Genomic DNA, 14323 nt, shown 5'->3' on the forward strand with positions numbered 1-14323 from the left:
TATTTAAAGGTATTATTTTCTCCAAAAATCTGGCATAAATAACACTAGAATTGTAAATATCTCAAGTCGCCCTGCAATCATCGCAAAGTCACATATCCATAGAGCTTCTTTAGGGAGGTTTTTGAAATTTGAACCGATATCGCCTAGTCCTGGACCCACATTAGATAAGGTAGTAGCAATTGTTGAAAATGCCGTAGTGATATCTAGACCACAACCTAGCAAAGCTAGCCAGCCACCAGCAAAAATTATAATATAAACAGAGATAAATCCAGAAACTCTATTAAGAGCTTGTTCTGATATATGGATATCACCTAGTTTGACAGTAAAAACACCTTGTGGATGGATGACACGTTTAGCCTCAAGTATAGCTTTTTCTTTAAATAGAATTGCTCTAATCATCTTTAAGCCACCAGCAGTAGAACCACCACAGCCACCAATTATAGCAATAAACATTAGCATAATTGGCAAGAAGCTAGGCCATAAGTAATAGTTATTATCAGAAACAAAACCGGCACTTGAACTGATAGATATTACCTGAAATATACTATTAGTAACTATGGAGAAGATATTTGAAAGATCATTTGTATGCGCAATCATTGTGATACATACAACAAGTGAAGTAAAAAACAAGAAGTAAAAATATGCTTTAAACTCAATATTTTTAAAATAGTGACTTATTTTAAATTTTGACAGAGCTATATAGTGAGCTTTAAAGCTAGTAGCTCCTAAGAAAAGAAAAATCGCACATACAACAAGCATCCCGAATGGTTTATCGGTCATGCTTGCATCTGAAGGTGCAAAACCACCAGTTGATACTGTTGAGAATGTATAGCATACTGCATCAAATGGTTCTACTCCAACAAGTAGATAAGAGATAAAGCATAAGAAAGTAAGTAAAAGATATACCATCCAAAGTGCTTTAGCGGTGCTTGAGATTTTAGGTGCGATTTTATCATCCTTCCATTGGCCTGATACTTCTGCTTTGTATAGTTGCATACCACCAACACCTAATAAAGGCAGAATTGCCACTGATAGGACAATAATACCCATACCTCCGAAAAATTCAGTTTGTTGACGATAAAATAAAATACTATGAGGAAGTTTATCAAGCCCTTCAATCACTGTGCCACCAGTTGTAGTAAATCCAGAAACAGACTCAAATACTGCATCTGTAAAAGATAAGTTTAGTCCAGGAAACGACATATACGGTATTGCACCAAAAACTGTTACAAACATCCAAACAAGCGTAACTATGAGAAATCCATCTCTATTTGAAAGTTTCTTATTTGATCTACGTGAAGTAAGCCAAAGTAAAAAACCACATAAAAATGTTACCGTAAAACTCAATAAAAATGGATAAGCATTATCTTCATCATATATATAGTCAACCAATAAAGGAGTAAGCATGGTAAGACTAAGGAACATTAAAAATATACCAATTATTTTTGGTTTTTGGCTTAACGTCATCTGCTAATACTTAAAAGCTTAATGTTTATGGGTGACTTTGATGTTTAGTTTAGTATAATTACTTGCAAGCTACAAGATAATTTATAAATGGTATTTAAGAGAGGTCAGTCTATGATGAAACTTATATTGCGCTTAGCTCATTTGTTTGACAATAAAAAAGATAGAGCGTATGTGAGTGAGGTTGACAGATTTTTACAGGAGTTTGATAGAGCAAATCCACAAAAATCTGAATCTCAAAAGAAAGAAATATTAAAACACCGAAATATCTTCAAGAGAGAAGCAAAGCCAAAAGTTAGTTTTCTTGATAGTGAGTAATTTGATTGTCTAATACTGGTTCTAAGCTTTTAGCACAAGAGTTTTTGTATTTGTCTATTAGATATTATAAATTGTTCTATAATTTTTAGTTTTTATACTTAAGCTTTCTCTAGAAAATTACTTTGATATTTTTAAAACAGTTAATATTTATATAGGTTAGGATTTTTGTCAAAAAGTTTGTGCTTGTGCTTGTAATCAAATTAGTTTTCTTGGTATACTCAATTCTAGAATAGTTTTATATTATTATTTCTTATATGAGGAAAAGCTATAAGTTATTAATAGTGGCTGTATTAGCTATGTCACTGAATAGTTGTATTTGGCTGGCTGTTGCTGGTATTGGCGCTGCTGGAGGAGCAGCTGGTGCTTATATGGTTGAGAAAAAGTAGCCAAATATCTATGTAGATTTCGTTTCATCAATTATATCAGTATTTTCAGGTGCTCTAAAATTAAAACTTGTATCACTTATATTCACATCAGTTTTTACATCGCTAAATTCAATTTTGGTAAATTGATTTAGTGATGTTGAGATTTCTAAATACTCAAGCTGGTTAGTTGAAGTAAACTTAATTTTTATGCTGTCGATCATTTGGTCATTTTTAGGTTTTAGAATATAGCTATTGTTATTTTGCTCTGTGACAGTAAAAAGTTTATTGATGTTATTGGTGTTTCTTGACAAAAGAATTAGGTAAGGAAACTGAGCTATATCATTAGAAACTTTTTTTATGATAAGTTGATCTAAGTCACCATCATAGATCCATAAGTTTGTACCATTAGAGACAATTTCTTGGTTATTTGGAGAAGTTGTTATCCATTTAAAATATTGTGGTTTTTTAAGGCTCATATTGCCTTTTGAATTAAGGTTATTGCTAGTTTGTCCATCTATAAGTTTTTGATTGAAGTTAGCAGTCATTGAGTGAATATTTTTTATTTTTTCTATAAGGTCGCTAGCTGGATCAGCAAAGCTAATATGAATACTAAAAAAAAGTATAAAATATATAATTATCTTCTTCATTTAAGAGTCTCTCTTTATTAGAACTTCACGCATACCATTTTGATTCATTTCTGAAACAATTCCATTCTCTTCCATTTCTTCCATCAGTCTTGCTGAACGGTTATAGCCTATTTTTAGCTTACGTTGTACCGCAGAGATTGATGCCTTTTGTGTTTTGATTACAATTTCTACTGCTTCGTTATAGAGTGGGTCTTCGCTGTCGCCACCGCTACCTGGGCTACTGCCATTTTCAGAATCTTCTGATGCTTCTAAAATGTCTTGGACATATTCTGGCTCACCATATTCTTTCCAAGCTTCTACTACTCTATGTACCTCATCATCATCAACAAAAGCACCATGAATACGCATAGGAGCACCAAAACCTGGTTTAAGATAAAGCATATCGCCTTGTCCTAGAAGTTGCTCAGCGCCTTGTTGATCGAGGATTGTCCTAGAGTCAATTCTAGATGATACCTGAAAAGACATCCTTGTTGGGATATTTGCCTTTATTAGTCCAGTTACAACATCCACAGAAGGTCTTTGTGTTGCTAGAATTATATGAATACCAGCTGCACGGGCTTTTTGAGCAAGTCTAGCAATTAATTCCTCAACCTTTTTACCAACAACCATAATCATATCAGCAAACTCATCTGCGACAACGACAATATATGGCATTTTTGTGAGTAATGGCGCCTCATGAGCTCTTTCAGGATTCATCTTAATAAACATCGTATCTTTGAGAGGTCTACCAGCTTTCTCTGCTTGCTCAATCTTATCATTAAGTAAGGCAATATTTCTCACTCCAGCAGCTGACATTAAGGCATAGCGACGTTCCATCTCTTTAACACACCAACGCAAAGAGTTAGCAGCTTCTGTCATATCTGTAACAACTGGAGTCAATAAATGTGGTATACCATCATAGATTGAAAGCTCAAGCATCTTTGGATCAATCATGATAAATTTAAGCTCATCAGGACTACATTTGTATAGCATACTAAGAATCATTGCATTGACACCAACAGATTTACCTGAGCCTGTTGTACCAGCTACTAAAAGGTGCGGCATTTTTGCAAGTTCTGCAAATGTTGGTTTACCAGATATATCTACGCCTATTCCCATTAGGGTAGGGGCTTTAGATTTTACAAACTCTGGTGCTGCTAATACTTCTTTAATTCGCACCATCTGTCTAGTTGGATTAGGTAATTCTAAGCCTACGTATGGTTTACCAGGGATTACCTCAACAACTCTAACCGCAGTAGTAGATAGAGCTCTAGCTAAATCTTGGGCAATATTTGTAAGTTTGCTGACCTTTGTACCTCTTGCAAGATCTATCTCATACCTTGTGATTACAGGTCCAGGGTATGCTGCAACGACTTTTGCATTAATATTGAAGTCATTTAAAGTTTGCTCAAGTAATGAAGATGTCTCATCAAGCTGTGCTTGAGAAATAACAGTTTGTTTTGCTTCTGGTTCTATAAGTAGATCTAAAGCTGGCAGCATTTTTTTATTGAGAGCTTTATTAGCATTTGAGCTTGTTAGTGTCGATGTCGTTGTTATCGCCCTTAGTTGCTCTTTTGTCATTGCTGGTTTAGTTTCATTATCTGACAGTGATAATAATTCTGAATCCAGATCAACATCGACATCGACATCTAGGTCTAAGATTGAATCTGAATCTGCCAATATTTCTAAATCCGGTTTTTGAAACAATTCAGTTTTAGGATCTTTGAATGAAAGCTCATTTGTAACTTTTGTATTGTCTAAAACTTCTCTAAAAACATCTTTTTTATGAGTTTGTTGGTTATCTTCAAAGATGCTTGAGACTACTTTATTATCTTTATTAAGTGGATTTGTTAAGTTATTTTTGGCTTCAAAAGTTTCAAAGTTACTTATATCTGGAATATTTTTATCATCATTAGTTTTTGCTTTTGTGATATAACTAAATGCTTTGGTAACAAATATCACTAAGTTTTTGAAAAGATATATCCATGTTGTGCCTGAATATAGCGTTAGACCTACTAATAACGCTATCAATAATGCAAAGCTACCACCTACTGAGCCTAAATATTTGATTGTGAGTTTGACTGATTCATAACCTAGAATACCGCCTGAGCGTTGAGGTACCCAATAGTTAGCAAAGCTAAGATAAAGCTCAGCAAGCCCACAGCAGGATAGAATGAAAACAATAATTCCAATAGTTTTTACGGCGAATAAAAGATAGCTAAGACTTTGTTGTTTTCTCTTGATAAGGAGAATTCTGACAAAATCAATAAGTAAAAAAGGTAAAATAAAGCCGATAACACCAAATATTGAGAGTATGAAGCTTGCTATGTATGCACCAACAGGTCCAGCGTAATTTTTTATTGTGGTTTCAGATGAAACGCTACTCCAGCCTGGGTCATTAATATTAAAGCTAAACAAAGCGATAAAAAGATATATTATGCTAGCTGTTAAAATAACTACTAAGGTTATCTTTAACCTACCAATTGCATGATTTGTTTTGTTTATGTTGTTATCTGTCATATTTTTCTAAAATAATTATGCTTAATAAGTAAAACCAATTGATAATTTTAACAAAAAAAACTCTAAAAATGTTAGACTATACTACTAATTTATTAAGCTTGAAGGTTTAGAGAGGTAGATTTTGGCAAGATTTCATATCATATTGGGTTTAGTTGTTTGTTTTTTTGCATGGATATTCTTTCTTATATTCCCAATTTTAGATATACAATTCGCAGGACATTTTTATAACTCGTCCGCACATCAGTTTATTGGTGGTTATGATGGCTTTTTAGGATTTTTGCATTGGTTTGCTAGGTTTTTTCCAATATTTTTCTCAATAATTGTAATTTTATTTCTTTTAGGATCACTATTTATCGATAAGTTTAAGATTAAGTATAGAAAAGCTATATTCTTTGTTGCAGTGTGCTTATGGATAGGCCCTGGTTTAGTTGTTAATTATGTATTTAAGGATCATTGGGGGCGTCCAAGACCAGTGATGGTTGAACAATTTGATGGTGATAAAATTTTCCAGCCACCATTTGTTATATCTTCGCAATGTGATAAAAACTGCTCGTTTGTATGTGGTGATGCCTCGATGGGATTTTGGCTTTTTGCATTTATGCCATTATTAGCTACAAGAAAAAAGAAGCTCGTTGCGTTTATGGCAGCAGTAGTTGCTGGTGGAGGTTTGGGATTGATGAGAATGTCTCAGGGAGGGCACTTTTTTAGTGACGTTGTCTTCTGTGGTATATTTGTATATATCTCTACATGGGTTGTTTATGCGCTAATGTATCATAAAAAAGAATATTGATTTAAATTTGATAAACATAGATAATAAAAATTGAATACGTTAAAAGAGGTACGATGATGGATTTGGGTTTTGTTTTTATGGCACAGATTTGGAATATCTAGAGAGAAGTTTAACTCTCTGGTAATTCTATTTTGTCATTTAAATATTTCTCAAATTCCCTAAATCTTGTCTCAATCGTGAAGAGTTAAATATATTAAAGCTCTTAATTTTTTTAATTAATACCTTTTTGGAGGGAAATAAAATAGATGTCGCAGAAACTTAAACGTGGTTTGCATACTCGTCATATGTCGATGATAGCTCTAGGTGGCTGTATTGGTACTGGTTTATTTGTAGCACTTGGTGGTGCAATCGCTGATGCTGGTCCTGGAGGAACTGTCTTGGCGTATGTAATTATAGCCATAATGGTTTATTTCTTGATGGCGAGTCTTGGTGAAATGGCTGCGCATAGTCCTGTTAGTGGCACATTTTGTGAGTATGCCACACGTTATGTTGATCCAGCTCTGGGTTTTAGTACAGGCTGGAGCTATTGGTTTAATTGGGCTATTACAGTTGCTACTGAGGTTATTGCTGCAGCATTAATTATGCAATATTGGTTTCCGGATAGTTCAATTCTGTTATGGAGTGGATTTTTCTTTGTATTAGTTTTTGCTTTGAATATCTTCTCAGTAAAGATATATGGTGAAGTTGAGTATTGGTTATCTTTTATAAAAGTCTCTACAGTTATTATATTTATAATTGTTGGTTTCTTATCAATACTTGGTCTAGTGGGTAATCACCAAAGTGTTGGCTTTCAGAATTGGCATATCGGAGATGCTCCTTTTCATAATGGTTGGTGGGGCTTTATATCAGTATTTATGATTGCGGGATTTTCTTTCCAAGGTAGTGAGCTTATAGGTGTCACAGCTGGAGAAGCGAAAGATCCAAATACGTCTATACCGAAAGCAATTAAACAAACATTTTGGCGTTTATTTATATTTTATATACTTGCTGTAGTAATTATTAGTTTCTTAATTCCATACAATAATCCATCTTTGATAAAAGCTGGTGCGAATAATGATGTTTCTGTTAGTCCATTTACAATAGTTTTTGAAAATGTTGGTTTGAATTCGGCTGCAACTATTATGAATGTAATTATATTAACAGCAATAATATCTGCATGTAATGCAAGTATGTATAGTGCGACAAGAGTTTTATGGCATTTAGGCAAGATCAGGCAAGCGCCTCAGTTTTTTGCCACTACAAATTCAAAAGGTACACCAATGATTGCTCTTTTGGTTACAGCAGTTATAGGTTCATCATTCTTTTTTGTATCTTTTGTTGGTAGTGGATATATATTTACATGGTTAGTCAACGTTTCAAGTTTGGCTGGATTTATTGCATGGTTTACAATTGCACTTAGCCATTATCGTTTTAGAAGAGCATATATCAAGCAAGGTAAAAGCTTAGAAGATTTGCCTTATGTAGCAAAATTTTTCCCATGGGCGCCTATCATTGCTCTAGTTATGGTAAGTATAGTAATCGTTGGTCAAGGTGTTACAATGTTGACAATGGATGGTAGAACTTGGTTTAGTGTAATAATAGAATTTGTATCAACTTATATAGGTTTCTTTGCATTTGTGATACTATATTTTGCATATAAGTTTATTAAAAAGACAAAACTGATAAGACTAGAAGATTGTGATCTTACTAGAGAATCTTAATTGTAGTAGTTATGAACACTTTTTTTATTCAAGGTCAAGTTGGTCGTATTGAGGCGGCTTATGATAAAGTCAAAGACGCTAACAAGGATATTGTCGCTGTAGTATGTCATCCTCATCCACTATATCAAGGTAGCATGCATAACAAAATTGTCACAACTATTGTTAGAGCGATGAAAACTTTTAATATAGAATCTTATAGATTTAATTATCGAGGTGTTGGTGAAAGTCAAGGCCAATATAGTGATGGGGTTGGCGAGCTAGAGGACTTACTTTCAGTATGTGACTGGATTAAACACAATTCAACAGCAAAAAAAATAATATTATGTGGCTTTTCTTTTGGTGGCGCTATAGCCTATAAAGGTTTAAGTAGCCTAGATAATATTGTAAGCCTAATAACTATAGCTCCAGCTGTAGATAGATTTGATCTAACTAAATTCAGTCAACCACAAGATATTCCATGGCTTGTGGTACAAGGTATAGATGATGATACGGTTAACCCAAATTCTGTCTTTGACTTTACTCTTAAAGCTATTAAATCTGATCTAACTTTGGTTAAAATGAACCAGGTTGGACACTTTTTCCATGGTAAGCTTATAGAACTTAAGACAGTTATAGAAAACTTTTTAACACCAATAGTCGATAAACTTTAAATAAAAGGACCAAAATAAATGAATAGAAAAGTAGCACTTGAAGCAGTCAGAGTTACCGAACTAGCAGCATTAGCATCATGGAGCCAGATGGGTAGAGGTGATAAGATAGCAGCTGATCAAGCTGCCGTTGATGCAATGAGAAAGGCACTTAATGAAGTTGATATTGATGGAACAGTTGTAATTGGTGAAGGTGAGCTTGATGAAGCACCGATGCTATATATTGGTGAAAGAGTTGGCGCAGGCGGCTGTGAGGTTGATATTGCCTTGGATCCTCTAGAGGGTACTACAATCACATCAAAGGGTGGCGCTAATGCACTTACTGTTTTAGCTATGGCAGATAAAGGTGGTTTTCTAAATGCCCCAGATGTATACATGCAAAAGATTGCTGTTGGTGGTATTAATGCGCCTAAGGGTATAGTTGATCTAGATGATTCTGTAACAAACAATCTCAAGAGAATTGCTGAATTCAAAGGTGTACATATGTCTGCATTAGTTGTGTGTACTATGGATAGACCTAGACATGAGCATATTATCAAAGAAGCACGAGAATGTGGTGCTAGAGTAATTCTGATAAATGATGGTGATGTATCAGGTGTAATAGCTACAGCAACAGAAAATTCTGGGATAGATGTCTATATTGGTACTGGTGGAGCGCCTGAAGGTGTTCTTGCGGCAGCAGCTCTTAAGTGTTTAGGTGGGCAAATGCAAGCAAGGTTAGTATTTAATGATGATGAAGAAATAAAACGCGCTCACCGTCTTGGTATTACTGATCTTAATAAAAAATATGATATTGATGATTTAGCATCTGGTGATATTGTTTTTGCTGCAACTGGAGTTACTGATGGTAATATGCTTCAAGGAGTCAAACGAGTTAAGAGCACACGTAGAGGCTCTTATGCAGTTACACATAGTGTAGTTATGCGTTCTACAACAAAAACAGTTAGACATATAACCGCAGAACATAGTTTTGACTTCAAAGATGGTATAGAAAAATTCATGTCATAATTTGTAGACGATTTATTTAATTTTTAAAAGCTCGCTAAGTATAAGTGGCTGGTTATTAACACCGTTATCTAAATGCTATAATTAGCAAAATCTACTCACTGTATAACTCGTTTATTTAGTGTATTAACTCATATAATCATGAGTATTAAGCTAGCTAGAAGAAGAATTTTAGCGAGTATTTTCTTATGATTTTAAAATAAAAAGTTCTTCCTGGAAGTTTTTGTAAATTTACTAAACAAACTTTTAAAAAGCTTTTAAAGATGTTAAATTGATGTAATTGTTTTTTTAAAAAAAATCTACGGATGAATCATAATAACATACTTTGGATTACGTTTATAATATACATCATAATCATTTTTGGTATAGGAATATACTCATATTTTCAAACTAAAAAAGTCTCAGATTATATGCTAGGTGGTCGCTCTCTAAGTGCGCCAATTGCTGCACTAGGTGCTGGAGCCTCTGACATGGGTTCATGGTTGTTATTAGCACTTCCTGGAGCTTTTATGGTCTCAGGTATTAATCAAATATGGCTACCGTTGGGATTGACAATTGGAGCGTTTATAAACTGGGGTGTTATCGCGAGGAGATTGCGAATATATACTGAAATAGCAAAGGATTCTATTACTATCCCGGCATATTTTGAAAATAGGTTTCATGATAATAAAGGGATGATAAGATCCTTGACTGCTATAGTTGTAGTAATATTTTTTACGATATATATCGGAGCAGGTTTTGTCTCTGGTGGAGTATTATTTAGTTCAATGTTTGGCATTTCATACCATCAAGCATTATTACTTACAGCTGCAATAATTTTTATTTATACATGTGTTGGTGGTTTCTTAGCGATATCTTGGATTGATTTTTTCCAAGGTAGTTTGATGCTGTTAGCTTTAATTATTGTTCCAATTGTAGTGTATTTTGATATTGGTAGTACAAATATTAGCTCGGTATTATCAAATATTGATATCAAAGGATTTTACGATATTACATCAGGTGTGCCTTTAATTACGATTATCTCTCTTTTGGCATGGGGATTGGGGTACTTTGGTCAACCACATATTATTGTACGCTTTATGGCAATAAAAGATCCAAATAAAACCTCAAAAGCGATGTTTATCTGTATGACATGGATGATTTTGGCATTACTTGGTGCTGCTTGTGTTGGTATTTTGGGAGCTGTATATTATAAAGATGGGATAGCAAATCCAGAATCTGTATTTTTGAAGTTATCAGCAGTGTTTTTTAATCCATGGATGGAGGGTGTTTTATTAGCTGCAGTATTATCAGCGGTAATGAGTACTTCATCAGCGCAATTGCTATCACTATCTAGTGCCTTTTCGGTAGATGTGTATGCTAAATTTATTCGTAATAAAGCAAGTCACAGAGAGTTACTAAATGTCAGTAGATTAATAGTACTTTTAGTAACAATTGCGGCAGTTATATTGTCATATAACCCAGATACTACGATTTTAAACTTGGTTGGCTTTGCATGGGCTGGTCTTGGCAGTTCGTTTGGAGCTGTCGTAATTTTTTCTCTATTTTGGTCAAGGATGAATAAAAATGGAGCTATAGCAGGAATTTTATCAGGCTCATTAGCTGTTTTAATTTGGCCTATGTTTGAGCATTTGGGTGGTTGGTTTAAAGTATATGCGATGGTGCCTGGTTTTGCACTAAGTAGTGTATGTATAATCATATTTAGCTTGTTAACTTCGAAACCAGAAGAGTCAGTACAGTTAGAATATCAAAAATACAAACGATCATTATAGATTAAATTAATTATTGTTAGTCTAATTTTTTTCAAGTAAAATTCACATCATTTGACTTTAATCATCTTATATGAAAAAAACCTTAGTCTTAATATTAGCTATGCTAGTATTGTATTGTCTTTCACTAGCTGGAGAGACTTTTGCTGGAATAACTATGTTATTGTTGCTATTTTGCTTTGTTTTTTATTTATTTATTACTTCTAAGTCGCGTAATTTTAATCTTATAACTAGTATTTATGTTGTGCTAAGTTTTGCTTTTGTAGTTTGTGCTACACAAGTGTTACTGAGTGTTGACTATAGCAGATATCCGTTTATATCGATGTTAATTTTATTTGTTTTATTACCAACTTTTTTCTTGTTAGGATATAGAATTATTTTAAGTATTCATTGTTTTATTGACAGTTTTTTAGCTCGAGATAAGATTTTTGTTGAAGAGGCTGCTGAGCTTGAGTGCTCTATAGTTATAACAACGCGTAATGAGCCTTTTGATGTTTGTAAATTCACATTTGATTCAGCTTGCAGTTTGGATTATCCAGCAGAAAAATTAGAAATAGTTGTGGTGGATAATAGTGATTTAAGCCATAAAGATTTTGCTAGATGGCAGGAATATGTTAATCAACATAATATGCTTGAGGGAATTAGTTGTAAGTTTATCCATAGAAATGGCACTGAAGGTTTCAAACCACGTAATCTTGATATTGCTATGGAGCATATTAGTTTTGATTATGTATTATTTTTAGATGCAGATTCAACATTACCCGAAAACGCACTAAAAGTAGCCTTACCTGAGTTTAAACAAAATTCTAAACTTGGGTTTGTTAGTTTTTTAATAGAAAGTACTAATTATAGTACAAATTTAGTTGCTAAAGTTGCGAGTATCTTTCAAAACACTATTCGCTATTTCAATGAATTTGTTGGTAAATATGGTTATTGTAATTACCAAGGGCATAATGGTATATGGAGTAGAAAAGCTTTAGAAGCAACATCTAAGTGGGAAGAGTATTACAAATCTCAGGTTATGGTAACAGAGGATATTGCTGCAGGATTTAGATGCTATGAGGCAGGCTTTATAAGTAAACCTATATTTCTCAAAACTGGAGAATGGGTTCCCACATCTCTCAAAGAGTTTGAGAAAATGTGGCTAAGATGGTCTTTTGGTGGTATGCAAGTGATGCATAAATATATGTCGAATATTATCAGTTCTTCAAACTTATACTTTAGGGTAAAGTTAGATATGCTCTATCTGTTGTTCAAAGTTGTCGCATCTGGTTTTCCAATATTTGCATTACTATTAGTACTTTTCCCTAGAAGTAATCTGGCTTTTGTATCAATTGTTAACGTAACGCTTGTACCATTATTAATTTTAAGTCTCTGGTATTACTTATATGGTGATATTAAAGGAAGCTTTTTGAGTAAAATCTCACAAATTTATATGGCGATGTTTATGTTGTCATCATTTGTATTTTGGTGCGGAATCAAAGCAGAAATTAACTATTATCTAAATAAACCACAAGGTTGGAAACCAACAAGTAAGGTTTTTGATAAAGTAGATGGTTGGGCAAGGATTATTTATGATAATATTGGCAAACTAAGTTTTTCTGCATTTGGTTTAATCATAGCAGTGTATTCTATTTGTAAATTTTATCCACAGCCAAACTTTCATATGTACTTATTATGTATGTTGCCAAGTATTTTACTTTTCTTAAATACTGTCTTATGTGTTATGGTATTAGGTAGAGCAAAATATTAGCTAAATTATTATGATTGGCTACAATAACATAGTTTATATAGCTATAGCGTTTGGATTTGTACTATTAAATGCTTTTTTTGTTGTAGCTGAATTCTCATTAGTTAAGCTTAGAAGCTCCCAAGTTGAGATTTTACGCAATAAAAAAGCACTACAAGGTAATATCCTCTATAAGGTACATAATAATATCGATATCTATCTCTCTGCTTGTCAATTTGGTATTACGCTAGCATCGCTAGGTTTAGGTTGGATTGGTGAACCAGCTTTTTCTAAACTTTTGGAGCCTCTTTTTTTATTTTTTGGGCTTACACAAAGTCTTTCAAAATTTATTGCTTTTGCAACTGGATTTATAATCATATCATTTTTGCATATAGTCATAGGTGAGCTTATGCCAAAATCTATGGCGATTAGACAAACTGAGAGATTATCACTAGTTACATGTGTTCCTTTATATATATTTTATTGGCTAATGTTTCCATTTATATGGGTATTAAATACTACTGCAAATAAACTTTTAGGACTATTTAAACTAGACTCAGTTACCGAAGCTGAGTATGGTTATACTACAGATGAGATTAAAGTGATTCTAAAAAGTAGCTATCTTAAAAAGCCTCTAACAGAAGAACATCGAGATATTTTACTAAGGATGGTTGAGTTTGCACATTTACACGCTATAGATGCAATGCGACCAATCAAAGAAATGGTTTTAATAGATTATGATTTATCTAATTGTGATAAACTTGAAGTTATCAAAGAGTTTCTATACACAAGATACCCAGTTTATCAAAAAGATAAAAATAATATCATTGGTGTTGTTCATACAAAAGATATTTTATGTGCTTTAGATACAGAGTTAGCGAAACAAGATTTACGTCCAATATTAAAAGTCTCATACCATGATCGCTTAATAGATGTACTACATAAATTTCAACAAGGTAGGCCACACTTTGCTTTAGTTTATAAGAAAAATCAACTCATTGGTTTTATTACTTTAGACAATCTATTGACTATATTAATTGGTAGGATATCTGATGAATTTCATCTGGTAAAAGAACCATGGATTACATTGGCTAATAATAAATTTTTGATAAAAGCTGATGCTCCAGTATATGCAATAGAAAGATTAGCAGATATAGATTTATCAGAATATCCTGCTGATACAATTTTAGATTTACTACAAATTATTTTAGTTGAGGAAATCTCTACTAATACTATATGGGAGCATGATAAATTTATACTTAAGGCATATAGAGTTGATGAAGGTAGTTTAAAAGAAGTTATTCTAGAATTAAAACCATTAGATAAAACAAAATTTAACTAGCAAAAGTGATTTAGTAAAAAAGCTATGCTACTATATTGCAACAGTTTT

Annotated in this window: 11 protein-coding genes; 8 read left to right on the plus strand and 3 right to left on the minus strand. The window is 33.2% G+C overall.

Features of this window, described 5'->3' with window-relative positions:
• Window positions 1–12: 12 nt before the first annotated feature.
• On the minus strand, window positions 13–1467 hold the full coding sequence (locus FSC454_RS01370; RefSeq protein WP_044247176.1) for a potassium transporter TrkG: 1455 nt from the start codon (window positions 1465–1467) through the stop codon (window positions 13–15).
• A 111-nt stretch (window positions 1468–1578) separates the two neighbouring features.
• On the opposite strand from FSC454_RS01370, the gene FSC454_RS01375 reads away from it, so the two are divergent.
• Window positions 1579–1782, plus strand: coding sequence for a CBU_0585 family protein (locus tag FSC454_RS01375; RefSeq protein WP_014547593.1), 204 nt, complete (start codon window positions 1579–1581; stop codon window positions 1780–1782).
• Window positions 1783–2176: 394 nt separating this feature from the next.
• On the opposite strand, the gene lolA is transcribed toward FSC454_RS01375, so the two are convergent.
• Both lolA and FSC454_RS01385 read right to left on the minus strand, forming a co-directional pair.
• Window positions 2177–2794, minus strand: coding sequence for an outer membrane lipoprotein periplasmic chaperone LolA (lolA, locus tag FSC454_RS01380; RefSeq protein ID WP_066045837.1), 618 nt, complete (start codon window positions 2792–2794; stop codon window positions 2177–2179).
• Window positions 2795–5293: a DNA translocase FtsK gene (locus FSC454_RS01385; protein ID WP_066045834.1), complete on the minus strand. Its 2499-nt coding sequence runs from the start codon at window positions 5291–5293 to the stop codon at window positions 2795–2797.
• 121 nt (window positions 5294–5414) lie between these two features.
• Here FSC454_RS01385 and lpxF point away from each other — a divergent pair, with 121 nt between their 5' ends.
• The 7 genes from lpxF to FSC454_RS01420 all read left to right on the plus strand — a co-directional run bounded on the left by lpxF (window position 5415) and on the right by FSC454_RS01420 (window position 14275).
• Window positions 5415–6083 (plus strand): lipid A 4'-phosphatase LpxF, encoded by a 669-nt coding sequence (lpxF, locus tag FSC454_RS01390; RefSeq protein ID WP_066045831.1) that lies wholly within the window; start codon window positions 5415–5417, stop codon window positions 6081–6083.
• A 245-nt stretch (window positions 6084–6328) separates the two neighbouring features.
• Window positions 6329–7783, plus strand: coding sequence for an amino acid permease (locus FSC454_RS01395; RefSeq protein WP_066045827.1), 1455 nt, complete (start codon window positions 6329–6331; stop codon window positions 7781–7783).
• Window positions 7784–7794: 11 nt separating this feature from the next.
• A complete protein-coding gene (locus FSC454_RS01400) occupies window positions 7795–8433 on the plus strand; it encodes an alpha/beta hydrolase (protein ID WP_014547599.1) in 639 nt (212 codons plus the stop codon).
• A gap of 18 nt (window positions 8434–8451) precedes the next feature.
• The gene (glpX, locus tag FSC454_RS01405) at window positions 8452–9438 is read left to right on the plus strand and encodes a class II fructose-bisphosphatase (RefSeq protein ID WP_066045825.1); all 987 of its coding nucleotides are present in this window, start codon (window positions 8452–8454) and stop codon (window positions 9436–9438) included.
• A 302-nt stretch (window positions 9439–9740) separates the two neighbouring features.
• The gene (putP, locus tag FSC454_RS01410; RefSeq protein WP_066045822.1) at window positions 9741–11207 is read left to right on the plus strand and encodes a sodium/proline symporter PutP; all 1467 of its coding nucleotides are present in this window, start codon (window positions 9741–9743) and stop codon (window positions 11205–11207) included.
• Between the two features lie 70 nt (window positions 11208–11277).
• The gene (locus FSC454_RS01415; RefSeq protein WP_066045819.1) at window positions 11278–12957 is read left to right on the plus strand and encodes a glycosyltransferase family 2 protein; all 1680 of its coding nucleotides are present in this window, start codon (window positions 11278–11280) and stop codon (window positions 12955–12957) included.
• Between the two features lie 10 nt (window positions 12958–12967).
• Window positions 12968–14275, plus strand: a complete 1308-nt coding sequence (locus FSC454_RS01420; RefSeq protein ID WP_066045817.1) for a hemolysin family protein — start codon at window positions 12968–12970, stop codon at window positions 14273–14275.
• Window positions 14276–14323: the final 48 nt, after the last annotated feature.

Origin of the sequence: Francisella hispaniensis FSC454 (assembly GCF_001885235.1) — a bacterium.
Taxonomy (GTDB): domain Bacteria; phylum Pseudomonadota; class Gammaproteobacteria; order Francisellales; family Francisellaceae; genus Francisella; species Francisella hispaniensis.

Bases quoted from the DNA above. Each gene is read 5' to 3' on its own strand.
- FSC454_RS01370 (WP_044247176.1), bottom strand. From the start codon at position 1,467: ATGACGTTAAGCCAAAAACCAAAAATAATTGGTATATTTTTAATGTTC.
- FSC454_RS01375 (WP_014547593.1), top strand. From the start codon at position 1,579: ATGATGAAACTTATATTGCGCTTAGCTCATTTGTTTGACAATAAAAAA.
- lolA (WP_066045837.1), bottom strand. From the start codon at position 2,794: ATGAAGAAGATAATTATATATTTTATACTTTTTTTTAGTATTCATATT.
- FSC454_RS01385 (WP_066045834.1), bottom strand. From the start codon at position 5,293: ATGACAGATAACAACATAAACAAAACAAATCATGCAATTGGTAGGTTA.
- FSC454_RS01395 (WP_066045827.1), top strand. From the start codon at position 6,329: ATGTCGCAGAAACTTAAACGTGGTTTGCATACTCGTCATATGTCGATG.
- FSC454_RS01400 (WP_014547599.1), top strand. From the start codon at position 7,795: ATGAACACTTTTTTTATTCAAGGTCAAGTTGGTCGTATTGAGGCGGCT.
- glpX (WP_066045825.1), top strand. From the start codon at position 8,452: ATGAATAGAAAAGTAGCACTTGAAGCAGTCAGAGTTACCGAACTAGCA.
- putP (WP_066045822.1), top strand. From the start codon at position 9,741: ATGAATCATAATAACATACTTTGGATTACGTTTATAATATACATCATA.
- FSC454_RS01415 (WP_066045819.1), top strand. From the start codon at position 11,278: ATGAAAAAAACCTTAGTCTTAATATTAGCTATGCTAGTATTGTATTGT.
- FSC454_RS01420 (WP_066045817.1), top strand. From the start codon at position 12,968: ATGATTGGCTACAATAACATAGTTTATATAGCTATAGCGTTTGGATTT.